The 25,250-nt window shown below is 45.6% G+C and carries 23 protein-coding genes; 18 read left to right on the top strand and 5 right to left on the bottom strand.

The features are described 5' to 3' along the window. Window positions 1-211: 211 nt before the first annotated feature. Both AAEU32_RS06580 and AAEU32_RS06575 read left to right on the top strand, forming a co-directional pair. Entirely contained in the window at window positions 212-844 is a 633-nt protein-coding gene (locus AAEU32_RS06580) for a 2OG-Fe dioxygenase family protein (protein ID WP_421969727.1), read from the top strand. 9 nt (window positions 845-853) lie between these two features. Beyond that, entirely contained in the window at window positions 854-2,089 is a 1,236-nt protein-coding gene (locus AAEU32_RS06575; RefSeq protein WP_421969726.1) for a cysteine desulfurase-like protein, read from the top strand. Between the two features lie 66 nt (window positions 2,090-2,155). Here AAEU32_RS06575 and AAEU32_RS06570 read toward each other — a convergent pair whose 3' ends face one another. Then, window positions 2,156-2,860, bottom strand: a complete 705-nt coding sequence (locus AAEU32_RS06570; protein ID WP_421969725.1) for a 2OG-Fe(II) oxygenase — start codon at window positions 2,858-2,860, stop codon at window positions 2,156-2,158. Between the two features lie 28 nt (window positions 2,861-2,888). Here AAEU32_RS06570 and AAEU32_RS06565 point away from each other — a divergent pair, with 28 nt between their 5' ends. Continuing rightward, a complete protein-coding gene (locus AAEU32_RS06565; protein ID WP_421969724.1) occupies window positions 2,889-3,287 on the top strand; it encodes an acyl-CoA thioesterase in 399 nt (132 codons plus the stop codon). A gap of 15 nt (window positions 3,288-3,302) precedes the next feature. Here AAEU32_RS06565 and AAEU32_RS06560 read toward each other — a convergent pair whose 3' ends face one another. Both AAEU32_RS06560 and uvrA read right to left on the bottom strand, forming a co-directional pair. Further along, window positions 3,303-4,244 carry a hypothetical protein gene (locus tag AAEU32_RS06560; protein ID WP_421969723.1) on the bottom strand — a complete coding sequence of 314 codons (942 nt, stop codon included), beginning with the start codon at window positions 4,242-4,244 and terminating at the stop codon, window positions 3,303-3,305. A 49-nt stretch (window positions 4,245-4,293) separates the two neighbouring features. Further along, on the bottom strand, window positions 4,294-7,116 hold the full coding sequence (gene uvrA, locus AAEU32_RS06555) for an excinuclease ABC subunit UvrA (RefSeq protein ID WP_421969722.1): 2,823 nt from the start codon (window positions 7,114-7,116) through the stop codon (window positions 4,294-4,296). A 237-nt stretch (window positions 7,117-7,353) separates the two neighbouring features. Here uvrA and AAEU32_RS06550 point away from each other — a divergent pair, with 237 nt between their 5' ends. Continuing rightward, a complete protein-coding gene (locus tag AAEU32_RS06550) occupies window positions 7,354-8,721 on the top strand; it encodes an MFS transporter (protein ID WP_421969721.1) in 1,368 nt (455 codons plus the stop codon). A 20-nt stretch (window positions 8,722-8,741) separates the two neighbouring features. Then, window positions 8,742-9,437, top strand: coding sequence for a single-stranded DNA-binding protein (ssb, locus tag AAEU32_RS06545; RefSeq protein WP_421969720.1), 696 nt, complete (start codon window positions 8,742-8,744; stop codon window positions 9,435-9,437). A gap of 127 nt (window positions 9,438-9,564) precedes the next feature. On the opposite strand, the gene dctP is transcribed toward ssb, so the two are convergent. After that, window positions 9,565-11,400, bottom strand: a complete 1,836-nt coding sequence (gene dctP / locus AAEU32_RS06540; RefSeq protein ID WP_421969719.1) for a TRAP transporter substrate-binding protein DctP — start codon at window positions 11,398-11,400, stop codon at window positions 9,565-9,567. 335 nt (window positions 11,401-11,735) lie between these two features. Here dctP and AAEU32_RS06535 point away from each other — a divergent pair, with 335 nt between their 5' ends. Next, window positions 11,736-13,340, top strand: a complete 1,605-nt coding sequence (locus AAEU32_RS06535; RefSeq protein WP_421969718.1) for an EAL domain-containing protein — start codon at window positions 11,736-11,738, stop codon at window positions 13,338-13,340. Here the strand turns inward: AAEU32_RS06535 and AAEU32_RS06530 are convergent. Then, the gene (locus AAEU32_RS06530; protein WP_421969717.1) at window positions 13,327-14,235 is read right to left on the bottom strand and encodes a 1-aminocyclopropane-1-carboxylate deaminase/D-cysteine desulfhydrase; all 909 of its coding nucleotides are present in this window, start codon (window positions 14,233-14,235) and stop codon (window positions 13,327-13,329) included. The two genes, AAEU32_RS06535 and AAEU32_RS06530, sit on opposite strands and share 14 nt — an antisense overlap. Before the next feature lie 91 nt (window positions 14,236-14,326). Between AAEU32_RS06530 and AAEU32_RS06525 the strand changes: the two genes are divergently transcribed. The 12 genes from AAEU32_RS06525 (at window position 14,327) to AAEU32_RS06470 (ending at window position 25,247) form a co-directional block, all read left to right on the top strand. Further along, window positions 14,327-15,259, top strand: coding sequence for an MSHA biogenesis protein MshI (locus AAEU32_RS06525; protein WP_421969716.1), 933 nt, complete (start codon window positions 14,327-14,329; stop codon window positions 15,257-15,259). Further along, complete coding sequence (locus AAEU32_RS06520) at window positions 15,256-15,849, top strand: PilN domain-containing protein (RefSeq protein ID WP_421969715.1); 594 nt, start codon at window positions 15,256-15,258, stop codon at window positions 15,847-15,849. The genes AAEU32_RS06525 and AAEU32_RS06520 overlap by 4 nt, the downstream gene beginning before the upstream one ends. Further along, window positions 15,846-16,526, top strand: a complete 681-nt coding sequence (locus tag AAEU32_RS06515; RefSeq protein WP_421969714.1) for a type II secretion system protein GspM — start codon at window positions 15,846-15,848, stop codon at window positions 16,524-16,526. Before AAEU32_RS06520 ends, AAEU32_RS06515 begins: the two co-directional genes overlap by 4 nt. Continuing rightward, window positions 16,504-16,821, top strand: coding sequence for an agglutinin biogenesis protein MshK (locus AAEU32_RS06510; protein WP_421969713.1), 318 nt, complete (start codon window positions 16,504-16,506; stop codon window positions 16,819-16,821). Before AAEU32_RS06515 ends, AAEU32_RS06510 begins: the two co-directional genes overlap by 23 nt. Next, the gene (mshL, locus tag AAEU32_RS06505) at window positions 16,805-18,493 is read left to right on the top strand and encodes a pilus (MSHA type) biogenesis protein MshL (RefSeq protein ID WP_421969802.1); all 1,689 of its coding nucleotides are present in this window, start codon (window positions 16,805-16,807) and stop codon (window positions 18,491-18,493) included. The genes AAEU32_RS06510 and mshL overlap by 17 nt, the downstream gene beginning before the upstream one ends. After that, on the top strand, window positions 18,493-19,395 hold the full coding sequence (locus tag AAEU32_RS06500) for an ExeA family protein (RefSeq protein WP_421969712.1): 903 nt from the start codon (window positions 18,493-18,495) through the stop codon (window positions 19,393-19,395). The genes mshL and AAEU32_RS06500 overlap by 1 nt, the downstream gene beginning before the upstream one ends. Next, window positions 19,392-20,609, top strand: coding sequence for a tetratricopeptide repeat protein (locus tag AAEU32_RS06495; protein ID WP_421969711.1), 1,218 nt, complete (start codon window positions 19,392-19,394; stop codon window positions 20,607-20,609). Before AAEU32_RS06500 ends, AAEU32_RS06495 begins: the two co-directional genes overlap by 4 nt. After that, window positions 20,609-22,321: a GspE/PulE family protein gene (locus AAEU32_RS06490; RefSeq protein ID WP_421969801.1), complete on the top strand. Its 1,713-nt coding sequence runs from the start codon at window positions 20,609-20,611 to the stop codon at window positions 22,319-22,321. The genes AAEU32_RS06495 and AAEU32_RS06490 overlap by 1 nt, the downstream gene beginning before the upstream one ends. Continuing rightward, window positions 22,321-23,544 carry a type II secretion system F family protein gene (locus AAEU32_RS06485; protein ID WP_421969710.1) on the top strand — a complete coding sequence of 408 codons (1,224 nt, stop codon included), beginning with the start codon at window positions 22,321-22,323 and terminating at the stop codon, window positions 23,542-23,544. The genes AAEU32_RS06490 and AAEU32_RS06485 overlap by 1 nt, the downstream gene beginning before the upstream one ends. 1 nt (window position 23,545) lies before the next feature. Beyond that, on the top strand, window positions 23,546-24,031 hold the full coding sequence (locus tag AAEU32_RS06480; protein ID WP_421969709.1) for a hypothetical protein: 486 nt from the start codon (window positions 23,546-23,548) through the stop codon (window positions 24,029-24,031). Between the two features lie 87 nt (window positions 24,032-24,118). Then, window positions 24,119-24,700, top strand: coding sequence for a prepilin-type N-terminal cleavage/methylation domain-containing protein (locus tag AAEU32_RS06475; RefSeq protein WP_421969708.1), 582 nt, complete (start codon window positions 24,119-24,121; stop codon window positions 24,698-24,700). A gap of 25 nt (window positions 24,701-24,725) precedes the next feature. Further along, complete coding sequence (locus tag AAEU32_RS06470; RefSeq protein WP_421969707.1) at window positions 24,726-25,247, top strand: prepilin-type N-terminal cleavage/methylation domain-containing protein; 522 nt, start codon at window positions 24,726-24,728, stop codon at window positions 25,245-25,247. The last annotated feature ends 3 nt before the right edge of the window (window positions 25,248-25,250 follow it).

Below are 25,250 nucleotides of genomic sequence, written 5' to 3'. Positions count from 1 at the left end.
CCGCTTACTAGCGGGCTTTTTTATGCTCATAAATCAGCTTTAATAAATTTTGTACCCACCAAAAACATCAAGATTGGTTTTTATAGCTAAATTAATGCCATTAAAGAATTAATAATGCCAATAACCGTTCATTCTTCACATAAATGAAATCAAATCTGCTACAGAAATAGCTTAAAATCCCCGCCAATTCTATTATCAAGGCAGGATCTATATGACTTCGTTAAATAACCAGAATCTTCTGCAACTTCGTTTTATTAACCAGTCTCATATTGACGCAGTAAAGCCTTCATTTAACCACCTTCCAGAGAACCCTTATGCAGATGGTGCGTTTCGCAAGCGTCGCTATTCGGTCATTAAGGTGGAGCAGGGTGAGTTGAAGCTTCAGCCAACAAAAGCATTTGTTCAAGATGACTCTATCAATACTTTCCAAGGTAATGTTGAGCGTACCTATGAAAACCTTGATGCTGAGTTACTTGCCTCAGAAGGTATGCAGCGCATTGTTGCTGAATTTATCTCAATGACAGGCATTGATGCTGACCGCGATATCGAAATTCACCAATTCCGTATGCTTGCTATTGAAAATGATACTCCGCCAGCCCCAGAGGGTATTCATCAAGACGGTTTTGACCATGTATGTGTATGTGGTGTATCGCATGAAAATATTGCTGGTGGCGAGCTACTGGTTTATGAACATAAAGAAGCGAAGCCGTGTTTTAAGATGGAAATCAAAGACGGCATGTTCGCACTCATTGATGATCGCCAAGTGTGGCACAACGCAACACCGATGAATAAGCTGGACGCTTCTAAGCCGGGTTACCTTGATTGTTTCGTGCTTACCGCTTAAGGAATACTAATGAATTTATCGGCACTACGTAGCAATTTTCCTGCTTTAATGCAGGAAGTGAATGGTCACTCACCTATCTTCTTTGATGGTCCAGGTGGCGCACAAGTACCACAGTCGGTATTAGAGGCAATGTCAGCCTACCTTGGTTTTTACAACTCAAACCTTGGTGGTGCATTCTTCTCAAGCGATAAAACAGTGGCGGTGATGAATGAAGCGCGTCAGGCCATCGCCGATTTGCTAAATAGCCCAAGTGCGGAACAAATTGTTTTTGGCGCTAACATGACAAGCCTCACTTTCAGCTTCAGCCGTGCAATTTCTCGTCAGTGGCAAGCCAGTGATGAAATCATCGTTACTAACGCAGATCATTACTCGAATGTGTCTTCGTGGCGTCAAGCTGCACAAGATAAAGGCGCTACGGTGCATGCTTTACGTATTAATGAAGATGACTGTACGTTGGATATGGCGCACTTTGAGTCGTTACTGAACGCCAACACCAAGTTGGTGGCGGTGACGTATGCGTCAAATACCACAGGTTCAATTAATGATGTAAAACGTATTATCGAACTGGCACACCAATATGGTGCGTTAGTGTACGTGGATGCGGTGCACTATGCTCCTCATGAGTTGATTGACGTCCAAGCGCTTGATTGTGACTTCCTTGCGTGTTCTGCCTATAAGTTTTTCGGACCGCACGTGGGCATTGTTTATGGTAAGCGAGCGCATTTGGAAAACTTTACTCCGTATAAAGTTGAGCCTGCAAAGGACGTAATACCAGGTCGCTGGGAAACAGGCACGCAAAGCTTTGAAGGGTTAGCCGGCGTTGTTGCTGCGGTAGATTACATCGCCTCATTGAGTGGTCTCGATGTAAACGTGCCTCGTCGCCAACGCCTTGAAGCGGCGTTTGCTAACAGCAAAGAACATGAAATGGCTCTGAGCCAGCATTTTTTGCGTCGACTCAAAGAATTTGAGCAAATTAGCCTCTTTGGTATTGCAGATGAGCGTCGCTTAGCACAGCGTACACCAACATTTGCGCTGACATTTGCAGGGCTTGAGCCGCGTCAGGTTTCAGAGTTCTTAGGCAAGCATCATGTGTGTGTGTGGGATGGTAATTTCTACGCACAAGGGCTGTGTGAACAGCTAGGTGTAATGGATAAAGGCGGAGTAGTGCGTATTGGTTGTATGCACTACAACACGATTGAAGAAATTGATCGTCTGTTTGATCTCTTTGCACAGCTACTGAATTAATTCACTAATGTGATTTTATCCCAGAGCAAGGCTGCACATGTGCAGCCTTTTTTTGTGAGCATGGGATTACTTAGTCGGTTGTCCGTAAATTTGTTCAGCACGGTTAAACAGCACCCAAGACGTTAGAATATACTTATCATTTGAGAGCGGCTTGTTACCACGGTGGGTGTGAGTGAAATAGGCTGGTGCAATAACCATAGTGCCGCGTTTGGGCGCTATTTTCTTATTTTGATAAAAGAACTCAGTCTCGCCGCCCTCAGTCACATCATTCAAATAAAACATGAATAACAACACACGGTGCAACGCTTCATTATGACCATTTTGAGGATACACCTCGCTGTGCCAGTAAGGGTATCCTCCCTTATTAACTTCATACTTTTGCGCTTGGATACTGCCTAAACGATAAAGCTGCTGCATTAATGTGCCCAGTTGTGGCACTGCGACTTCTTTAAAGTTATCTTGAGTGAGCGCTACGGGTTTACCTGTTTGAGGATGGAATACCTGCAATCCGAAGGCCCCAATCATCATAAACAAATGCTCCTCAACGTAGCGCATAACATGCTGCGCCGTTACTTGCTGAATATGTTGTAGGTGTTGTTGGTATTCAGGGTGTGCGTTGAGGTAAAGGTCTTTACTGTCTTTTTTGCTCAGATCAATACCGCCAGAGGTGGTGCCTTGCTTTAAATGGGGGCTTTGTTCGAACATGTCGATAAACTGACTACAAAAAGTATCGCTAAGCGCGTTATCATAAACGCCAATAAAGTCTGTCATGACTTCAACCTTACCTATTGGAATTATTATGCTTGTTGAAAAAGTTCAGCCCCGATTTAGTGAAACCGATGTACTTGGGCACATCAACAATACCGTACTACCGGTGTGGTTTGAAGCCGCCCGCACGCCTATTTTTAAAATCTTTACGCCTGACTTGAACCCACACCAATGGCGCTTGATTGTTGCTAAGGTGGAAGTAACCTTTTTAGGTGAGCTTTTTTACGGTCAGGAAGTGGAAGTTAAAACCATGATAGAGCGTATTGGCTCGAGTTCATTTGTGATAAAGCAACAGGCGTGGCAGCACGGAGAGTGTTGCGCTCAGGGGAAAACGGTCATGGTGCGCTACAATTTTGAGAATAAAACATCACAGCCACTTAGCGATGATGAAAAGGCGCAGCTAGCGTTACACCTTGAAGCGCAAAGTTAGCGCTTCTAAGTGGTGTTAAAGTGCCTCTGTCGCAGCAGGAAAAGCAGGTGAAATACATTTTTTCACCTCAAAGCGAATGCCATAAGGGGCACTTTCATCTTCGAAGAGCTCAACAATTTCATAATCGTTGAGTTCTACCACTTTGCTTTCATCGCTTTTCGCGCAACGTGAATAGCTGTCAGCCTCTAGGTGATAAGCAAACAAGGCAACGAGGGTATTAATTAGCTTTTTTGAGCCTTCACTTTGCTCACCAATTCCCGAATCAAAGCGCATTCCTTTAGACTCTTCTTTTGGTGTACCTAATTTGGCCGTTTTGCCTTGCTGTACACCTTTTTCAAAGTTGGCACTGACCTGATCTATCGCGTCGCTGGCATTGTCAAAATCTCCCGACGTTACAAACATATTAACGGTAATGATGAAGCACAGCGTAAAGCGAGCAATAGCAGTAAGAATAGGGCGTTTGGTATTGTCCAGTAAGGTAAAACCAAAGCGTTGAAATGGCCTAATGAGCAACACAGTGAGGATATAAAAAGGGATAACTAGCTGCAACAGCAACAAGGCAATGATAGATAAAGCCAACATCCAACTGGGTAAATACAGCAAAATGGCAAAGTTATGCGTGTAATTGAAGTGGCTTGCGGCCACCGAGGTTACTTCATTGACGGTACTGGCAGCATTGGCCAGCACAAAATTGGTAATGGTACCGTAAAATAACAGTAGCAGCGCCTTGCCCGGCAATGAGTGAAATAAGGTTAAAAAGCGCGGCCAAAACTCCATGGTTAGCGCGACGATAGTGAGCACGGTAGTGACCCACACACTAATTGGAGCCAAGAGCAGCGCGATAACATATAAGCGCTGCACAGCATTGAGCGATTGCCAAAAACCATCGAAGCGCTGCTTAGCAGCGCCTGTGGTGTTACTGAATGTTGTTTTGATAAACACAGAGGGGGCTTTCATCGCAAGCCTTAATTTTTTATTTATTAAGACTTTACCCCCTAAATCGCGTTTACGCCAATAATGGTTTTAGGTAATGCCCTGTGTGTGAACGACTATGCTCTGCCACGTCTTCCGGTGTACCAGCAACGAGGATTTCACCGCCTCCACTACCACCTTCCGGACCTAAATCTACAATCCAGTCGGCCGTTTTTATGACATCCAGGTTGTGTTCTATCACCACGATGGTATTGCCGTGATCACGCAAGCGATGCAATACAGCCAACAATTGTTGAATATCGTGAAAGTGCAAACCGGTTGTGGGTTCATCTAAGATGTAGAGTGTTTTACCCGTATCACGCTTTGATAATTCGCGCGCTAGCTTCACACGCTGTGCTTCACCCCCAGAGAGCGTGGTCGCTGCTTGACCCAAGCGTATGTATGACAAGCCTACATCCATCAGAGTTTGCAACTTGCGATTAATCGCAGGGATAGCATCGAAGAAACCGCGCGCGTCTTCTACGGTCATTTCTAGCACTTCGTGAATGTTCTTACCCTTGTATAAAACTTCTAAGGTCTCACGGTTGTAGCGTTTGCCCTGACAGACATCACAGGGGACGTATACATCGGGTAAGAAATGCATTTCTACCTTGATCACGCCGTCGCCTTGGCATGCTTCACAACGCCCGCCTTTAACGTTAAAGCTAAAGCGCCCCACTTTGTAACCACGAGAGCGGGACTCTTGAGTACCCGCAAACAGCTCGCGGATCGCAGTAAAAATACCGGTATAGGTAGCAGGGTTTGAGCGTGGCGTGCGTCCAATCGGACTTTGGTCGATATCAATGACCTTATCAAAATGCTCTAATCCTTTGATTTCTTCATGTGGTGCAGGCTCAACCGCCGTTGCACCGTTTAATACCGTATGCGCCACTTTGAACAACGTGTCGTTAACCAGCGTCGATTTTCCTGAGCCTGATACGCCTGTGATACAGGTCATCAAACCGAACGGAATACGCAAATCGACGTTTTTAAGGTTGTTACCCGTAGCGCCGAATAACTCTAGCCATTTGTCATTTGTGGGGTGGCGCTGTTTTGGCACTTCAATCGCTTTTACGCCACTTAGGTATTGGCCTGTGAGTGACTCGGGGTTATTCATGATGTCGTCACGAGAGCCTTCAGCCACTACATAACCACCGTGCACGCCCGCACCTGGACCAATGTCGATGATATAGTCTGCTGCACGAATTGCGTCTTCGTCGTGCTCAACAACCAGTACGGTGTTACCTAAATCACGTAACCGTGTCAGTGTTTGCAGTAGTCGGTCGTTATCGCGTTGGTGCAAACCAATGGAGGGTTCATCAAGAACGTACATTACCCCCACAAGCCCTGCGCCAATTTGACTGGCTAAGCGAATACGCTGCGCTTCACCACCTGATAAGGTGTCGGCGCTGCGCTCTAACGATAGATAGTTTAAGCCCACATTGACCAAGAACGACAAACGGTCACGGATTTCTTTGAGGATTTTGTCGGCAATTTTGGCTTTTTGGCCACTAAACTCGAGACTATCAAAATAGTCAAAGGCTTGACCAATGCTCATCACCGTCACTGCGGGCAAATTGGTGTCGTCGATAAACACGTTACGCGCTTCTTGGCGTAAGCGAGAGCCGCTACAGCTTGGGCATGCTTGTGACGTTTGGTATTTGGCGAGCTCTTCGCGCACTGAATTAGACTCAGTCTCATGATAACGGCGCTGCATATTGTTAAGCACACCCTCAAATTCATGATTTCGCGTGATTAAATCACCACGGTCATTACGATAGCTAAACGCTAGCTTTTCGGTGCCAGAGCCCTCAAGGACCACGCGTTTAGCGTCATCACTTAGGTCTTGAAACGGCGTTTGCAAATCGAACTGATAATGCTCAGCCACTGATTGCAGCATTTGGAAATAATAAAAGCTGCGTTTATCCCAACCTTTAATCGCACCGCCAGCAAGGCTCAGCTCTGGATTCTGCACTACGCGATGCGGGTCGAAGTATTGGCGTACGCCCAAGCCATCACAGCTTTGACATGCACCTGCGGGGTTGTTGAATGAGAACAAACGTGGCTCTAACTCGCTCATCGCATAACCACAGCTTGGGCAGGCAAAGTTGGCAGAGAAGACCATTTCTTCGCTTAGAGAATCATCCATTGCTGCTACTTTGGCAACACCACCTGAGAGCTCTAGCGCGGTTTCAAACGATTCCGCAAGGCGTTGCTGCTGGCCTTCTTTTACTTTGAGGCGGTCGACAACAACTTCAATGGTGTGCTTCTTGTGTAGCTCTAGAGTTGGAGGATCGGATAAGTCACATACCTCGCCATCAATACGGGCACGGATGTAGCCCTGCGCAGCAAGTTGTTCGAGGAGTTTTACGTGCTCACCTTTACGGTTGTTAACCACAGGAGCAAGCAGCATGAGCTTACTGCCCTCTGGTAATGCCAGCACGTGGTCAACCATTTGACTGATGGTTTGTGCCGCCAAGGGTAAATTATGAGTTGGGCAACGCGGTTCCCCTACGCGAGCAAACAGTAAGCGCAGGTAATCGTATATTTCGGTGATGGTACCCACCGTTGAACGTGGGTTGTGTGACGTAGATTTCTGCTCAATTGAAATGGCCGGAGAAAGGCCTTCTATATGGTCAACGTCTGGCTTTTCCATCAAGGATAAGAATTGGCGAGCATAGGCTGACAGTGATTCAACGTAGCGGCGTTGCCCTTCTGCATACAAGGTATCAAATGCGAGTGATGACTTACCTGAGCCTGACAGACCTGTGATAACAATCAGTTTATCCCTAGGGATGGTTAGGTTGATGTCTTTGAGGTTATGGGTGCGCGCACCGCGAACTTCTATATTATCCATTCTCCGCCTATTACCCGAGCTGTTTAGTAACGCACAAGTATCGCATATTTGGGGGCTCTTTAGCGACAACCTTTGCATTGTTATTTGTAAGCTTACCTTGTATGTATTTGCGCTTTGTTCGGATCACCTTTGTGCAAATGGCAGTGCTATTTGCAATTCAGCCATGTCCCAATCTAGGGCGATTATGCTATCATCGCCGGCCAAGATAATTTTGTTCCAGCTGATTGTATTTTTGCTATGTCTGCATCCCAATTAAACAGTGTTGAAAAGCGCGCGGCGCTATCGCTTGCCAGCGTGTTTGCTTTTCGTATGCTTGGTCTTTTTATGCTTATGCCAGTGTTGGCTATTTATGGGCAAGATTTGAGCGGCTTTTCACCTCTGTGGATTGGTCTAGCCATAGGTGCTTATGGTTTAACGCAGGCGGTATTGCAAATTCCAATGGGTTGGTTGTCAGATCGATTCGGACGTAAACGAATTATTATCAGTGGCTTGATTGTGTTTGCCATCGGTTCCGTCATTGCCGCGCTAGCTGAGTCCATGTATATGCTAACCCTTGGGCGTGCGCTTCAGGGTATGGGAGCTATCGCCAGTGCATTGCTGGCATTAGCGGCAGATTTAAGCCGTGACGAGCAGCGTCCAAAGGTAATGGCAGTGATAGGCATGAGTATAGGTATGAGTTTTGCCATCGCTATGCTGCTAGGGCCTATGATTGCCGCCAGCTTTGGTGTTGCAGGAATTTTTTGGCTTACCGCAGCACTTGCTTTGGTGGGAATTGGTATCGTGCTTTGGTTTGTGCCAAGTGCTGTACGCAGAGCGCCCAAGGGAGAAACGAGTGTGACCTTGGCGGATGTTGGTAAGTTAATTCGTAATCCGGATTTAGCACGCCTTGATTTGGGGGTGCTGTTTTTACACCTCACTCTAACCACTATTTTTGTATCATTGCCAACGCAGCTAATCACTGATGGCTTGGAAGCGCAAAAGCATTGGCAATTGTATATTCCGGTATTTATTTTGTCTTTCGTACTCATGGTGCCGATGATGATTTTTGCCGTAGCCAAACAAAAAGAGAAGCCGCTGTTTTTAGTCGCGATTTTAATGCTGATTGTGAGTATGATCGGTTTGGTTGCAGGGGCAAGCTCGCTCTATTTTATCGCATTTTGCATGGTGCTTTATTTTGTTGCCTTTAACTTTTTAGAAGCAACCATGCCAGCATTGGTATCGCGTCAATCACCAGCAAATCAGAAGGGTTCAGCGATGGGGGTGTTCTCATCGTCGCAATTTATTGGCGCCTTTTTGGGTGGCATATTAGGTGGTTTTGTGGCGCAAAGAAGTACACCTGAGATGGTGTTTGCGGCAGCCGCCTTGGTTGGGGTAATATGGTTTGTCATTGCTGTAAAAATGCGAGTACCGCCGCGTAGTAAAATAATCAGTTTGCTTAGCGAAGTAAGCAGTGAACATGATGCACAACAATTAGCGGCGCAGTTAGTGGAATTACCAGGCGTACTGGAGGCCACTGTAGTGTGTGATGAAAATCGCAGCTACCTTAAGGTAGATGATAAGAAATTTGATTTAAAGACGGCGCAACAGCTTGTCGTCTCAGCGTAGAAAAGTAGGAGTATAAATCCATGGCGCGCGGTATTAATAAAGTGATCTTGGTGGGCAATTTGGGTCAGGACCCAGAAGTTCGCTACATGCCAAACGGCAATGGCGTTGCTAACATTAGCATCGCGACCAGTGATAGCTGGAAAGATAAAAACACAGGGCAAATGCAAGAGCGTACTGAATGGCACCGTGTTGTGTTATTCGGCAAACTTGCAGAAGTGGCAGGCGAATACCTACGCAAAGGTTCGCAAGTATATATCGAGGGTAAGCTACAAACACGTAAGTGGACGGATCAAGGCGGTCAAGAAAAATACACAACAGAGATCGTTGTTGATGGTTTTGATGGCAAGATGCAAATGCTAGGTGGCCGTGGTGAAGGTCAAAGTGCGCCGCAAAGTGGTGGTTATCAAGGCGGCCAACAGCAAGGCGGTTTTAGCGGCAACAACCAAGCGCAAAGTCAGCAGTCTGGTGGCTACAGCCAATCGCAACAAGGCGGTTATGCACAACAGGGTAACCAAGGCATGCAACAAGCTCCGCAGCAAGCGAGCCAAGGCGGTTATGGTAATCAGCAAGGTGTCCAGCAAGGTGCCCAGCAAGGTGCCCAGCAAGGTGCCCAGCAAGGTGGCGGCTTCGCTCCTAAGCCACAACAAGCACCGCAAGGTGGCGCTGCAAACCCAATGGAACCACCAATCGACTTTGATGACGACATTCCGTTTTAATCCAAGGCGTGATCTTACGTTTTGAAAAACATCCTAGGCCGCTTAAATGCGGCCTTTTTTATATTTATCGTTAAGACACAGAGGAAATAGGTTTGACGGTATGGTGGGTGAAGTTAAGTGCGTTGAACTATTTATCTTTATCGAGCTCTGCCGTGATGCTATCAACCCATGCTTTCCCACCCACTTTAAAATATAACTTGGGCCAAGTTGCCTGAGCTTTTGCCTGCCAATCATCGCGCTCATTATCCGCGTCAACAAAAGTCATACCGTGTTGTTTAGCAAGCTTCATTAATGCTTGCTCTTCTTGAGCTGTCTCTTGCCATGAATATTGAGCAGCCTCAAGTGCAGCCCGTTCTATAATTCTCTGACTATCAGAGCTTAAACTCTGATAGAAGGATTCTGAAATCAAATGCGGTGCGGTAAAGAGGAAGTAACGATTTTTGGTTACATATTTGAGCGTGTCCCACACTTCTTTTTTTCGGTTTATACCCGAAAAGATAATATTCAATGGATTCTCTTTTCCATCAATTAATCCGTTCTCTAGGGCTGGAAAGACTTCTGGCCAAGGTAGGGGGATTGGTTCCACTCCCCATGCTCGAAAGGCTTCTACCATTATTTGATTATCTGGCACGCGAATTTTTAGCCCTCTTAAATCTGTAGATTTAGTAACAGGGCGCACATTATTTGCGATAAGTCGGTAACCACCGATATAAAAACTTAATGGTCGTACGTTGGACTCTTGAGCGCTCCGTTCAGCTAAAATAAACATGGCATCGCTTAGCAGGAGTTTTTTTGCACCGCTAATGGAGTCAAACAGGTAAGGCAATGTTAGTGCACCTAGTGAAGGTGCGTAGGGAGCTACATTGTTAGTTGCGGCCATTCCCATTTGAACTGTGCCATCAGCAACATCCATCACCACATTATGCTCCGAGTCTTCAGTCGACCTAATATGCACTCTCAACTTTCCATGTGATCTACGCTCAACTAACTCTTTGAACTTAGATGCATATCTCCAGTATCCAGAGCCTTTTTCGACCGCATTAACGAATTGGAGGTCGGCATTGTCGATACCATTATTTCGCTGTGTTTTTGTAATGTTTGACTCAGTCTTTCGTGTGGGTGGCTCAAAAGTATTGAAATCTCTATACCAATTTTGCCAATCGCTCATACCATAATTATTCAATATTTCCTCGAGCTTGCCCGAGTTGTGTAGAGCAATCATCCCTTGAGATACTATTTGGGCGTAACCGGATGCTTCAGGATGGTTAAACGCCACATAAATATTATCTGGCGAGAGTGCGCCCACAGCATGGATAGATGGGCTTAGTTGATTAGCTTTTAGTATGTAGTCCACCTCATTTTTATCGGCGAAGAACAGGTTAGTGCGTCCAAGTTGCAACGACTTTATCCTTCTAGATAACGTATCCCCTCCGGTAAATTTCTGAATTCTTTTTGTGTTGTCTTGATTACGAGTAATATAGTGGTTTAGGACGCCATAAGGCTCACCAAGTTCCACACCAATCGTGCGATTATTTAAAGAGTTAAGCCCTGTGTAAGTCCATGAATCATCGCTATTCACGTACATGATTTTTTGATATTGGCCAATACTTTGCGTAGGAAACTCTAACGAAATGAGTTGTCCGCGTAAGATCCCTATAATGCCATCACTTTTGCCCTCTAGAGTGGAGGAGAGTGCTCTTTGTGTCGGCATCAACGTGATTGAAACGAGCATATTATTACGTCTAAATATTTCTTCAACTATGTCAATTAGGGCTCCTCGTTGTGGTCCTTCGGCACAAACATATGGACATGAATCAAAGGCAACCAACTCAAGCTTATCTTTATTTTGAACTATAGGTTCTGAGGCAGACAACATTGAAGAGAAAAAAGCCACACACAGACTTGTGCAAAAAATGTATTTAAAGGCAAGTTTAACTCTCTGATTATAATGCTGTTTATTCATATTTTTATGACCAAGCACGTCGCAATGACAAGACTACAATTCATTATAGGAGAGCATGATTATTTTATTACTTAATATATTGGATTGGGCTAACCAATATTGAGTGTGTTCTGTATTTAACTAACGTAATAATGAGCTTCTATCACACACGTCCAAAATCAGATTTTTTCAAGTTTGTTTTGTGAACAAATATAACTTTATAACATTATGTTGATTTGCAGTGGTTTTCTTCTGCAGGGCGCATAAATTGGGACTTTTTTGCAGTTGCGGCCTTGAGCAACGGGGTATCTTAGACAACACTTTACTCATGTTTGTTTTCACAATTGGTTCGTTGTTTGGCTAATTTCAGGAAGTATAAAAAGCTCCTTCTGACCTGTGCCTGTGGCATCGCCCTAGCGGTAATCGTTAATGTGATGATGGCGGTAGCACTTGTTCAGCAGCGTCAAGCACAACTGCATACGATAGGGCATCAGGTTGAGCAGCTCGGTAGTATGGATGAGCGCCTGATCATCGGTGTGCTCGCGCCTTATGGTTATTCCCTTGAGCCACAACAAAATAGTTTTATTGTTCCTACAAAACAGCAAATCTATACGCATTCCACAGCGATTGATATTTACAGTTCACCAGTATGGTTGAGTAAAAGCTATTGGTTTATCGCTATCAACAGTTTGTTGATAGCCTTCTTTTGGCGGTCTTTCACTGTGGCGCGTAGGCAGTTGAAAGAAGTGAAACGCAAACAGTTAGCGCGTGAAAAGCGCTCTGTTGTCAATGATGATATGTTTGGCGTGTCATTGCCTTACCAAAGTATCTTCGCCATTGTTTATTGCCAGCGCTTGTGCGGTGTTGCCAAGGGAGTCGTGAATCTTTTTGAGGCTCTGCTGCAAGAGCATTTAGAGCACCAGCATAGGCTGTCGGCGCGCGCGCTCAATTCCGGATGTTTGGCCATTACTGTTCACGAAATTCAATTAGAGGAACTCGATGCACAGTTAGAGAAACTCGAACACGTGGTGATGAGCTGTTGTCGTAGCTTGTTACCGGAAATTAAACACGGGGAGGTGAAAATTGGGGTGTGTAACTACCGCAATGGTGCGGACCAGGCTGTTGTCTATCAGCTAACGTGTTCTGCTTTGGCATTAGCTAAGCAAAGTCGCGACAAGCACTGTTATCGCATAGCGTTTAGCTATAATCATTCTTTGCTTTTAGCTGCTAAGTCCTGCTCATTGATTGATGCGATTGAGCGTCAGCAATTCGTTTGTTTCTTCCAACCTGTATTTGACTTACATAACGACGACATTTTACACCATGAAACTTTGCTGCGTGTTCGCCATCCGCAATTGGGACTGATATCACCGGAGTATCTGTTGCACAGTAGCCACCAAGAACCAGAAGTGGACGTGAAGAACATCGATTTAGCAGTATTAAAGCGCTTAGATAATCTATTGAGTGCCGATGAGCTACAAGCCGGAGTGACATTGAATATTCACCCCAATGTGTGGCGGGACGATGATTTTTGGGATGAACTGTGTGAGTTTTTGCTGACGCATCCGCGAGTGGTACTCGAGTGTCCTGCATCGTTAGTGGCGAAGCAGCCGCATTTGGTTGCGAAACGCTTGGCCAGTTCAGCCGCGTGTAAGCGCCGTGGGGTGATCATTGATCAATTAACCAAATGGCCAGCGGACGCCTTGAAAAAGGTGCCGGTCATGATTAGAGCTATCAAACTCAGTAGTGAGATGATTGCCCACATTGACACTGATAAGCAGCTACAGCGAAGAGTGCTTACCTATGTTGCCAATGCGCATGCCATCGGGGTGCCAGTGTATGCAGTTGGAGTAGAGCGTCACGCTCAGCTACAGGTGTTAAAACAGCTGGGGGTGCGCGGTGCTCAAGGTTACTACTTTACTGGTGCCATTAATCAAATCAGTGTGTTTAATACGCATTGATTAAACCGCGGTATTTTAGCCCCTGTAGCCCTTGTAACCCTCCGGTGTGAACAGCAATAATCTTACTACCACTGGGAAAGTACCCTTGCTCAATCAATTGCCACAGCGCATACATCATTTTGCCACTGTAGATGGGCTCTAAAGGCAGGTGATGGTCGCGCTTCATTTTTTGACAAAATTGCCACAGTTCTGGGCTGAAGCGGCCATAGCCACCATCATGATAGTCAGTCAGCAATTGCCACTTGGTGGCTGTGGGTCCGCTCAAAGCACGTATTTCATTGATAAGATAATGCGCGTTCTTCAATACTGCGACACCCAATACCTCCTTTTTTGTATGACCCTGCGCTAAGCCTGCTAAGGTTCCGCCGCTGCCTGTAGGACACAGTAAGTAGTCGTGCTCGGGAAGGCTATTCGCAAGCTCAGCTACGCCACGCAGCGCACCAGCATTGGTACCACCCTCTGGGAGGATATAGGCATTGGGATAGCGTTTGCTTAATTGTTCAAGATATTGAGACTGGTTGCGCTGTCGATACTCGATTCTTGAAACAGGGTGCAGTTGCATGCCACATGACTTTGCGAAGCGCAGAGTCGGATTGGATACATCGAGCTCTGGGCCGCGAATAATAGCACGCATGGGTAACTTGAAAATTTTGCTAGCAGCAGCACAGGCATAAATATGATTGGAGAATGGCCCTCCAAAGGTCAGTATTTCTTGTTTATCCGATTGATTAAAAAGAACTAAATTATATTTTAGCTTACGCCACTTATTACCATGGATAATAGGGTGAAGCAGGTCATCGCGTTGGATACTCAGCGAAACTTGGTGCTTTTGTAGTAGGTTATCCGCAACTTTTTGTAATGGAGATAATGTTATTTTATTAGGGACAATTGCCATATTCGAAAAACTTTAATATCTTTTCAATAACTTGCTTAATTGAGCAATTAATTGATACTTAGAACAATAACAAACGGCGGTAAATAACCTTATGGGGTTTTCTCGACTAGCTCGTATACCTTGGCTCAACAGTAATAAAAAGACTGAAACCATGATTGGTGTTTCGTTATGTACCGAAACACTGTTGATTATTGTGCTGAAAAAGAAAAACCAACAATGGTATGTCAGTGACTCAGCACAAGAACCCGTGACAGATTTAGCCAATGCCGCACAGCAAATAGCCAACCTTATTCAGTCTGTCACTTCCAGCCCTTCCCAAGTATATCTACTCTTACCACAATCCTACTACCAAATTGTCCAAGTTGATAAGCCTGCGCTTGAAGGTGAAGAGTTAATACAGTCATTACCATGGACGTTAAAAGACGTCGTTACCTTAAGCGCTGAGCGCATTGTCGCCGACTACATTGATTACCCAATACAAACAGCGAACCAGCAAGCTAAGGTCAATGTGTTCGTGGCCGATAAGCAAATGCTACAACCGCTTATTCAGACTTTCGATACGCCGACAATGCAGCTAAAGCAAATAACAGCGAAAGAAACGGCGATAGCGCAAATGACGGCTCAGGATAATTACGCACGTATGGTTATATTTCAAGAACCAGGACAAGAGCCTTGCGTACTTATCATTCGTGAACAGCAGTTACTGCTAAATCGGCGGTTACGAGGGTTCACCTTACTGGAAAATGACCCTGATGAGTTAACTGTGAATAATCTAAGTGATGCCATGGGCTTAGAAATTCAGCGTTCTATGGACTTTTACGAAAGCCAATTAAAGCTGCCGCCAATTAAAGAAGTGTTATTTTTGAGTCATTTCTCTAGCCAAGCGGTTATCGAGCGAATGAAGCAGTTACAGTCAGTTCCCATCAAAGAATTCAAACCGGTTATGGACTTAGCAGATACGGTGGCACCAAAGTTTTATGTGGCCTTGGCGGGGGTTTACTTTGCAATGTTGGAGACAGCATGAAAAGCACTATTAATTTCTACCAAGCCAGCCTCAGACCAAAGCATGATCCGCTCCCTCTTACACTCGTGGTGAAATTAGTTGCTGTGGTGACGGTGGTGGTTGCCGCTTTTATTGCTTTGGAGTTTTGGCAGTTAAAGCAGGTGGAGTCGCAGCTTGTGCAAAAGCAGCGAGAATTAAGCCTGCTTCAAGAGACGGTGAGCATACTAGATATGCAGCTAACGCTTCATCGCGATGTGAGTGAGCTAGAAAAAGAGTTGCACAAACAACAAAACAGAGTGCAAAGCCGCAATGAGCTAATTCATTATTTAAGTGGCAAAGATACCGATGATAGCTTGCTTTACAGCGATTTTATGGCTGATTTATCACGCTACCACAACAGTAATTTGTGGTTGACTGAAATACAGCTAAAAGCGCCTCAATTGCAACTTGTTGGGCAAACCCCGCGGCCAAGTGAACTAGCGGTTTGGCTCAATGGGTTGAAGCAATCTCCATATTTTCAAGGGCGTGCATTTTCGGTACTGGAGTTTGATACTGAAGATGACATAAAGCAATTTAGAGTGTCCACTGACGTGCAAGGAGGTGGGCAATGAGTGCGTGGCATGAAGCGCAGCAGCGTTTTGGTGAGCTGCAGCAAAGAGAAAAAGTACTCATTCTAGTGGTGAGTCTTTTCTGCGTTGTTTATCTCAGTGTGTGGTTTGTGATTTCTCCTGCTACCAAAAAGCTTGAGAACATGCAGATGCAAATAACGAGTTTAAATACCAAATTATCCACTGCGCAAGCTCAAGAGCAAGCAATTAAGCAAGCTATGACAATCGATTATAAAGCCAAAGTGCGACAGAAAATTGTTGAGCAAGAGGAATTGGTTATTGCTTTGGACCAAAAATTGCAACAGCTAAGTCATGGCTTTGTCAGTGCCAATAAAATGCCAATGGTTCTTAGTGAAGTGCTAGCACAGCAATCTGGTGTGCAACTTATTGAGTTTAAAGTCACGGGAGTGGAGCCCGTTGTCTCTGAATATCAAAAGAATTTGGTCGAGCAAAAGCAAGAAGGCTCCTATGAGTTAGAACAAGTGTTATTTAGGCACAATATGGAGCTAAAACTCAGTGGCGACTACTTCTCAGTGCAGCAATACATGCAGCGATTAGAGCAGTTGAGCTTAAAAATATTGATCACAGGATTTCATTATCAAGTGAAAGACTATCCTAGTGGCGAATTAACCTTGAATCTGGCAACGGTAAGCGGCAATGAAACCTTTATTATTCTGTAGTTTAGCTATGCTTATCAGTGTACCCAGCATGGCTGATGTGATGCGTGACCCTACCAAGCCTGCGCATCTTGGCACATTAGGGGCTGCAAAAGGTCCTCAGGCTAATGAGTGGGTGCTGGAGTCGGTTGTATATAAGAACGGCCAGTTTAAAGCGGTTATATCGGGTTCGTTGTATAGCAAAGGGCAAATGCTCGGCGAATACCTTATTACGCATGTTGATAAGCATTCAGTGTTATTAAATCAGGGCAATAAACAAATAAAGTTAGAACTATATGGCGATGAAAATGAACACTAAAAGGATAGTTAGTAGGTTGCTGTTTGGCGCATCTTTTGTGCTTGCTAGCGGCTGCCAAACTTTTGGAACGGGTGAACAAATCAAGCCGCATATACGTTCACAGCTAGAACCACAAAGCGAGCAGAGTAATGCCGATGCGTCAATGCCACCACCGCAATTAACAGATGAACTCCTCAGCTCAGTGACACCGCAAATGGTACAGCCTGCAGTTGTAAACACACCACGTTTTGATGTCGTTGCTAATGAGGTGTCGTTGCGACCATTTTTTAATGCTTTGGTTGATGACACGCCTTTTAGTTTGGCTATTCACCCAGATGTTCAGGGCACCATTAGCCTGAACTTGAAACAAGTGAGCATGGATGAAGTGCTTAAAGTGCTCACACGTATGTATCCGCTTGACGTTTTTCTCGAGGGGCAGGTAGTGCAGGTGTTACCTGCACGGATGCGTACTGAGTTAATCCCAGTCAACTACCTAATGATGAAGCGTTTCGGTGTGACTAATGTCAGTGTTATCGCTGGTGGAGTGAGTGACTATGATAATGGCAACTCTCAGTCAGGTGGGAATAATTTCAATCGCGGCAATCAGGCTAACAGTGCGATTAACAACAACAGTCTAGGGGGGGGTATAGGTGGCAATAACCAGCAACTCAATGGCTCTAATATTCAAACGTCAAGCGACACCGATTTTTGGAGCGACTTGAAAGAAGCACTGCAAGCCTTAGTAGGTAATAAAGACGGTCGTTATGTCATTGTCAGCCCGCAGGCAAGTTTAGTTACCGTGCATGCATTGCCAAGCGAAATAGCGGCAATGAAAGCATTCTTAAAACACAGTGAAGAGGCTTTGCAGCGCCAAGTGATCCTCGAAGCGCGCATTATCGAAGTCACATTAAAAGATGAATATCAGCAAGGCGTAAATTGGACGCAAATTTTGTCTAACGCGGCGCGTATGAGTAGCACAGAGCTCAGCTTCTCAACCAGCGCAGGGAATTTAGGGAATGCTATGTCTAGTGAGATAGGGGGGATCTCTACTCTTTCATTTGCGAATGCTGATTTTTCTGGGGTGATCAGCCTATTGCAAACCCAAGGCGATGTACAAATGCTCTCTAACCCAAGGGTCACGGCCACAAACAACCAAAAGGCGGTGATTAAAGTGGGGGAAGATGAGTACTTTGTTACCGATGTATCAAGCAGTGAAGACATTGGCAGCGTCACCCAGCAAAATAATAGTGACATTGAACTGACGCCCTTTTTCTCTGGGATTGCACTGGATGTAACCCCGCAAATCGACAAGTACGGCTCGGTCATTTTGCATGTGCACCCATCAGTAACGCAAACCGAAGAGCAAACTAAGTTTATCCGCTTGGGAGACGTAGACTTAGAGCTACCTTTGGCGCAGAGCAATATTCGTGAGTCTGATACGGTGATCCGCGCCGCAAGTGGAGAAATTGTAGTGATTGGCGGCTTAATGCAGACATTCACCAGTGATGAGGAATCCAAAACACCCTTATTAGGAGATATCCCCGTGCTTGGCAATCTCTTTAAAAGCGTGCGCAAAAAGCAAAATAAGAAAGAGTTGGTTATTTTGTTAAGACCAACAGTGGTTATGCCCGATTCATGGAAGAAACAGCAACAACGCACAAAGGAATTACTTGAAACTTGGTATCGCAACTAATGTATTTGAGTTTTTTTAATTTGCAGGAAATGCCGTTTTCATTGACTCCGAATACGCAGTTTTACTGTGCATTGGAGCCACACAATGAAGCATTGAAAGTGCTTTTAGGGGCGCTGAGCATGGCTGAAGGGTTTATCAAAGTGACTGGTGAAGTTGGCACGGGTAAAACGCTTATTTGCCGCAAATTAATTAACCATCTCGAAGATAATTATGTGGTGGTATACATCCCCAACTCTTACCTTACTCCCGATGAATTACGCTGGGCAGTGGCGTCTGAATTAGGGTTAACGACAGACGTTACGCTCAATCAGCAAACCTTGGCTCAAGCGATAGAAAAATGCCTACTGACGTTAAGCCAAGAAGGTAAAAAAGTCGTCATGGTTGTGGATGAGGCCCAATGTTTAAGTTGGGATGCGCTCGAAGCGCTTCGACTGCTAACAAACTTAGAAACCGAAAGTAAAAAGTTGTTGCAGGTTGTGTTATTTGGTCAACCCGAGTTGGATACTCGACTTGCAAATCCACAAGTACGGCAGCTGCGCCAACGTATTGGATTCTCCTACCAATTGCGGCCCATGAATGCCGTAGAGGTTGAATATTATATTGACCACAGGCTGCGCTGTGCTGGTGCTAAAGAAAAGCTTTTTACTACGCAACTGAGTGACCGTATTGCTCGGGCCTCGCGCGGAATTCCGCGCTTAGTTAACACACTGTGCCATAAAACCTTATTACAAGCTTATGGAGAGGGTGAGACCAAGCTGCTTACTCGTTATGTGTATGATGCGGTGGCTGATACGGAAGATTGTCATCCCTCATCGCGGCTCATGAGATGGTGGCCAATGTGGGTGTTTACCACTACAGCCATTGTCATTGCCAGCATATGGGTGTGGAGGCAAGCACTGTGAGTGTGTTAAACAAAACATTAAAAGCGATAGAGCAGCGTCAGAGTGACTCGCAACTGGGGTTGGAGCCGACCGTTGCGCTACCGCGTAAAAACGTGAACATGAGTCGTTTGCTCATTTTGCTCGGGTGCATCATTGGTTTGATTTTAATTGCTCTCGCTTATCGCTTTATTCCAACAAAAACGGTTGAGCATCCAGGTGAGTCCATCATCACTGAACAACCTCTTGTCACAGAATCTTCAACAGTCGCTACAAATGAGGCTAATGCGCAGCCAGATCCAAACGAGCCAGAGCGCGCGAAACAGCAAAAAATGGCAGCTATAACACCAATGGCCGCAAACGAAGTGGCACAGAACAATGGCTCTGAGATAGTGCGCACACATGGTACAGCAACAGAGCGTCCTCTTGCTGGGCTCAATGGTGATGCGAACGCCGCTGATTTAAGTGCTGAAATTCTTGTTATACCGGCATCGCGAAGTGCGCCTGTGCACGAATCAGATAGTGGCAAAAATATACAACAAAAACAGTCGGTTATATCGTCATTTTCAAGCGTTCCCAGCGAGCAAATAAGTGTGGCTAACGCTGCACCTGAACCAGAGCCCGCAAAAGTCGTTGTTAAAGCGCTCAGTCCCACGCAGCAAGCGATGCATTGGTTTGAAAAAGGACAGCAATCATTGAATTACGGCATGAGTAGCGAAGCAATTGCGCAATTTGAACAAGCGCTAAGTTTAGACCCTGAACATGAACAAGCGCGCACACTGTTAGGAGCTACATTATATGCCCAGCAACGAGTTGAAGAAGCTTATCAATGGTTCGCGCAGGGATTGCAGCGAAAACCCGAACAGATGCAATGGCGGGTATTGATTGCCAAAATGGCAACTCAAGAGCAGCGCTTCTCGCGCGTGCTTGCGGTACTGGGTGAACAATACGATGTGCTAGCTAAGCAGCTTGCAGACAATGATTATTGGATTTTAAAGGGCACAGCAGCCACGCAGTTGCAACAGCACGACGTGGCAAAAAATTGTTTTTATGAACTAGCTCAGCGCCAGCCTCATGTAGGGAAATGGTGGTTAGCCCTTGCCTCTGCAGAGGAAGCTATGGGTGAGCGCGCACAGGCATTTTCGCACTATCGCAAGGCGCTAGATGTGGGAGGATTATCACCACAATCTCAGCAGTTCGCGCAAGCGAGATATCAGAATTTACAGGGGGCGCAATGATACGACCTCGCCTCAAAATGCGCTTGGGTGATTTGCTGGTTCATGAGCAAATTATCACTGAGGGGCAATTAGAGCAGGCGCTCAGTGCGCAAAAAGTATCTGGGCGCAAACTTGGCTCTACTTTAGTGGATTTGGGCGTGATCACAGAAACACAGTTGCTGCGTTTTTTAGCACAGCAGCTGAATGTCCCGTTTCTTGATATATCACAGCGCCGTATCGCGCCTGAGACAGCAAAGCTCTTACCTGAAGCATATGCACGACGCTTTCGCGCCTTGGTCATTGAAGACAATGACACAAGTGTGTTGGTGGGTATGAGTGATCCTGCGGATCTCAGCGGTTTAGATCAAATAGGCCCCTTGCTTGAGCCAAAACGCATTGAACTCGCAGTGGTGCAAGAGTCTCAAATCATGGAAGCATTTGATGCAGTGTATCGCCGCACTCAAGACATTGCTAATTTCGCTGAGCAGCTTCATGAAGAATATCACGAGGGCGAAGAGTTTGAACTTAATGCGCTTGACGATACTACATCCGATGCAACTGTGGTCAAGTTACTGCAATCCATATTTGAAGATGCGATTCAAGTGCGCGCGTCTGATATTCACATCGAACCGGATGAGCACATTTTGCGCATTCGCCAGCGCGTTGATGGGGTGTTGCAAGAGAATATTCTTGATCAGGTGAGCATAGCTTCTGCCTTAGTACTGCGTTTGAAGTTAATGTCTGGGCTCGATATATCCGAGAAACGAATACCTCAAGACGGACGCTTTAATATCAAGGTTAAAGGCCACAGCATAGATGTGCGTTTATCGACTATGCCAGTGCAAAATGGCGAGTCAGTGGTAATGAGGCTATTGGACCAATCGGCTGGTTTGCTCACACTAGATCAAACAGGAATGCCTCCCAAGGTTTTGAAAAAGCTTAGGGAAACACTGAAAAGGCCTCACGGTATGATTTTGGTAACTGGGCCTACGGGGTCAGGTAAAACTACCACTTTATACGGTGCCCTGAGTGAACTGAACCAGCCAGATAACAAGATTATCACTGTTGAGGACCCTGTTGAGTATCGCATTAGCCGTATTAATCAGGTTCAGGTTAACTCAAAAATAGGCTTAAGTTTTGCCACTGTACTGCGTACCACACTTCGCCAGGACCCAGACATTATCATGGTGGGTGAGATGCGCGATAAAGAAACCGTTGAAATTGGCCTAAGAGGGGCGTTAACAGGTCACTTGGTGTTGAGCACATTACATACTAATGATGCTATCACCAGTGCCATGCGTTTGATTGATATGGGTGCGCCGCCTTATTTGGTCGCCAGTTCCTTGCGCGCCATCATCGCCCAGCGCTTGGTACGTCGTATTTGCCAAAACTGTAAAGAACCACAAGAAGTAGATGAGCAAGAGCGCGCTTGGGTGCGTTATTTACGCCCGCAGTTGGCAGATGCCCAGTTTTATCATGGTCGTGGTTGTAACAGTTGTAATCATACTGGATATCGGGGGCGCATCGGGGTCTTCGAATTACTGGAAATGAACGAGCCAATGATGGAGGCGTTGCGCTTAGCAGATACACAAGCCTTTGCGCAAGCGACTAAGGAAAACCCTGACTTTGAGCCATTATCTTATATGGCTTTGGACTATGCCCAGCAAGGTGTAACGACCCTGGATGAAGTGTTTAAAGTGGCAGAATACGTGCCCGAAGTGGTGAACCGCTAATGGCTTATTACCGTTTTGAAGCGAAAGATAGCAAAGGCAAAGCCATTAATGGTGTCGTTGAAGCGCCAAGTCCGCAAGCGGCTGCTGACCAGCTGCTTGCTAAGCGAGCAATCCCCCTTAACATCCATTTAACCGCCGCGCCATCACAGCAAGGGGTTGATTTATCAGGGCTGTTGAGAAAGCGCGTGGGGTTGGATGAGATGATTATTTTCTCTCGGCAAATGTACTCGTTACTCAAGGCCGGTATCCCAATCATCCGTGCCATTAATGGTCTTGCTGAAACCACCACAAACGACCGCTTTAGGAATGTACTGAAGGATGTCACTGAACAACTTGAGCAAGGGCGCAACCTATCCAATGCAATGTCACAACACAAGGCCATATTTAATCGTTTAATGGTATCTATCGTGGTGGTGGGGGAGAACACAGGTAAGTTGGAAGAGGCATTCTTGCAATTGGCCGAATATTTTGAACGTGAACAAGAGACGCGTAAACGTATTAAAGCTGCGCTGCGTTACCCTACGTTTGTGATCATCGCGCTGGTGGCTGCAATGTTCATTTTGAATTTGTATGTTATTCCGGTGTTTGCACAAATGTTTTCTAAATTTAATGCAGAACTCCCTGTTATGACACGGGTTTTAATAACTACATCTAACTTTTTTGTGAGTTTTTGGTGGCTAATATTAGCCGTGATGTTTGCTGCACTGATATCTGTACGCGCTTATTTGAACAGTGCTGAAGGGCGTTATAAGTGGGATCGTTTGAAACTGCGTTTGCCTATCGTCGGCAGTATTATTGAGCGCTCATTGCTGTCCCGTTACAGCCGCAGTTTTGCGATGGTCTTGCGCTCAGGTGTACCAATGACTGCTGGTTTATCTCTGACCGCAGAGGCAGTAGATAATGCCTATATGCATGATTCTATCATTGAGATGCGCCGGGGTATCGAAAAAGGTGAAAGCCTATTGCGCGTGTCTCGCAGTAGTCAGCTGTTCTCGCAACTGGTGTTACAAATGGTCGCGGTGGGTGAGGAGACTGGGCGGGTTGATGAGTTACTGCAAGAAAGTGCCGATTATTATGAGCGTGAAGTAGATTTTGACCTCAAAAGTTTAACTGCAAAGATTGAGCCTATCTTGATTGCAATAGTGGCAAGTATGGTCTTGGTTTTAGCACTCGGCATTTTTACACCAATGTGGAACATGATGTCGGCCATAAAAGGTGGTTAGCATGGAGCAATACGAGCAACCATCACAATTAGGTGGTGTGTATCAGATGCTCATCAGTATAGGAATTATCAGTATTTTGATTGGTGTTGCGCTGCACTATGGTGTGGGCTTGTCAGCATCGGTGAGTGAGCTTAAGCAAGAGAAAGCATTAACGGAGTTTCAATACACCGTAATGCAAGTTCGGGCTAAGTGGATGGCAAAAAAGCAAAGTGTGATTCGCTTAGCCATTGTTAATGAGGATATGGAAGCTGTGGGCGAAGCGGTATTTCATGTGAATGACTTTGGTTGGCCCGTAGATACACTCAAGCAAACAGAGCAAACACAGTGTAAGCGTTTGTTTTTAAATGTACAGAGCGAAAAAGAGTGGCCCCAACTGAGTGCTCGCGCAGATGGGCAGGGACTGACAATTACGCGCTGTTACTATTCGCTGGGCAAGACACCATGGTTTGCCTTTAATTTTAATAACGGTGCTATCAGTGTTGATTGAATTTAGGGCTGTTAATTGTATCCGTTATAGGTTAATAATTGACTGATTCGCAAAGAAAATAGGTACGTGACAAGCGGGGTTATTACCATGAACAAACAGCAAGGCTTCACATTGATAGAGCTCATTATTGTGATAGTCATACTCGGCTTTTTAGCCGTGACAGCACTGCCTAAATTTATTGAGGTTACTGATGATGCACGTCAGGCTTCAGTGGAAGGAGTCGCGGGTGGATTTGCCGCTGCTGTTGGTTTAGTGCGCTCACAATGGGAAGTGGATGGCAAAGTTAGCAATAATGCAGGCCCAAATATCACCACGCTTGAATATGACCGAGTAACGGTGGGTCTTGACGGAGATATTGGCTACCCAACAAACCGAGGAACTTCAAACTCACAAGTCACCGCTATGACTAGGCAAGACTGTAAAGATGTGTTTGATTTGATTTTACAATCAGCCCCGATAAACACGGTGAACTCCAATAATGCCAAAGACAGTCGCTATTACGTACAGATTAATGCTGCAGGAAGCAACTCGCCACAATGCATTTATTATTTAACTAACTCATTGGACACTGAAAATCTTGCCAACTTGCCCGGTAGTGAAGTTCCTAACGGCAGTATAACGGATGGATTTTCTTATTTTCCTGCAACTGGGCAAGTAACGGTGTTCTAACAACGATTTACATGAGGTGTGATATATGAAAACAGTAAAACAGCAGGGTTTCACCCTAATTGAATTGATTATCGTCATCGTGATATTGGGTATTCTTGCGGTCACAGCTGCGCCAAGGTTTTTAAATCTGCAGGGGGATGCTAATGCCTCTGTGATACAAGGCGTAGCGGGAGCAATGAACTCGGGTAAAGATATTGTGTACGGCAAGGCTATTATTGCAGGTGTACAGGCTACCGCATCCAGTGCAGTGGATGCTGATGGTGACGGTACCGATGATATTACCACGGCATTTGGTTACCCAACAGCAGATGCTGCGGGAATTGTTGAAGCCTTGGAAATCGATTTAACAAACTTCTCAGTAACCACATTGGCGGGCCCTCCTGCAGTGTACATTATTGGCGCTTCAGGCAGTGCGGCACCCGCTGCTGTCGTTGCAAGTAATGGCACTGGTGGTGAAACCAATGATGGTTGCTATGTCGCATATACGGCCGCTACCGATGCAAACACTCCAGCAACCGTCACAGTCAATACCGACGATTGTAACTAAGCT

This window comes from Pseudoalteromonas maris, from assembly GCF_049257235.1.
Taxonomy (GTDB): domain Bacteria; phylum Pseudomonadota; class Gammaproteobacteria; order Enterobacterales; family Alteromonadaceae; genus Pseudoalteromonas.
This window is presented reverse-complemented; position numbering and strand designations above follow the sequence as displayed.

What these genes read in the sequence shown, in the direction of transcription:
- AAEU32_RS06575 (WP_421969726.1), top strand. Translation starts at nt 854, where the DNA reads ATGAATTTATCGGCACTACGTAGCAATTTTCCTGCTTTAATGCAGGAA.
- AAEU32_RS06470 (WP_421969707.1), top strand. Translation starts at nt 24,726, where the DNA reads ATGAAAACAGTAAAACAGCAGGGTTTCACCCTAATTGAATTGATTATC.
- dctP (WP_421969719.1), bottom strand. Translation starts at nt 11,400, where the DNA reads ATGAATAAACAGCATTATAATCAGAGAGTTAAACTTGCCTTTAAATAC.
- AAEU32_RS06475 (WP_421969708.1), top strand. Translation starts at nt 24,119, where the DNA reads ATGAACAAACAGCAAGGCTTCACATTGATAGAGCTCATTATTGTGATA.
- AAEU32_RS06550 (WP_421969721.1), top strand. Translation starts at nt 7,354, where the DNA reads ATGTCTGCATCCCAATTAAACAGTGTTGAAAAGCGCGCGGCGCTATCG.
- AAEU32_RS06580 (WP_421969727.1), top strand. Translation starts at nt 212, where the DNA reads ATGACTTCGTTAAATAACCAGAATCTTCTGCAACTTCGTTTTATTAAC.
- AAEU32_RS06500 (WP_421969712.1), top strand. Translation starts at nt 18,493, where the DNA reads ATGTATTTGAGTTTTTTTAATTTGCAGGAAATGCCGTTTTCATTGACT.
- AAEU32_RS06560 (WP_421969723.1), bottom strand. Translation starts at nt 4,244, where the DNA reads ATGAAAGCCCCCTCTGTGTTTATCAAAACAACATTCAGTAACACCACA.
- AAEU32_RS06510 (WP_421969713.1), top strand. Translation starts at nt 16,504, where the DNA reads ATGAAACCTTTATTATTCTGTAGTTTAGCTATGCTTATCAGTGTACCC.
- AAEU32_RS06485 (WP_421969710.1), top strand. Translation starts at nt 22,321, where the DNA reads ATGGCTTATTACCGTTTTGAAGCGAAAGATAGCAAAGGCAAAGCCATT.
- AAEU32_RS06480 (WP_421969709.1), top strand. Translation starts at nt 23,546, where the DNA reads ATGGAGCAATACGAGCAACCATCACAATTAGGTGGTGTGTATCAGATG.
- AAEU32_RS06525 (WP_421969716.1), top strand. Translation starts at nt 14,327, where the DNA reads ATGGGGTTTTCTCGACTAGCTCGTATACCTTGGCTCAACAGTAATAAA.
- uvrA (WP_421969722.1), bottom strand. Translation starts at nt 7,116, where the DNA reads ATGGATAATATAGAAGTTCGCGGTGCGCGCACCCATAACCTCAAAGAC.
- AAEU32_RS06570 (WP_421969725.1), bottom strand. Translation starts at nt 2,860, where the DNA reads ATGACAGACTTTATTGGCGTTTATGATAACGCGCTTAGCGATACTTTT.
- AAEU32_RS06530 (WP_421969717.1), bottom strand. Translation starts at nt 14,235, where the DNA reads ATGGCAATTGTCCCTAATAAAATAACATTATCTCCATTACAAAAAGTT.
- AAEU32_RS06515 (WP_421969714.1), top strand. Translation starts at nt 15,846, where the DNA reads ATGAGTGCGTGGCATGAAGCGCAGCAGCGTTTTGGTGAGCTGCAGCAA.
- ssb (WP_421969720.1), top strand. Translation starts at nt 8,742, where the DNA reads ATGGCGCGCGGTATTAATAAAGTGATCTTGGTGGGCAATTTGGGTCAG.
- AAEU32_RS06565 (WP_421969724.1), top strand. Translation starts at nt 2,889, where the DNA reads ATGCTTGTTGAAAAAGTTCAGCCCCGATTTAGTGAAACCGATGTACTT.
- mshL (WP_421969802.1), top strand. Translation starts at nt 16,805, where the DNA reads ATGAAAATGAACACTAAAAGGATAGTTAGTAGGTTGCTGTTTGGCGCA.
- AAEU32_RS06520 (WP_421969715.1), top strand. Translation starts at nt 15,256, where the DNA reads ATGAAAAGCACTATTAATTTCTACCAAGCCAGCCTCAGACCAAAGCAT.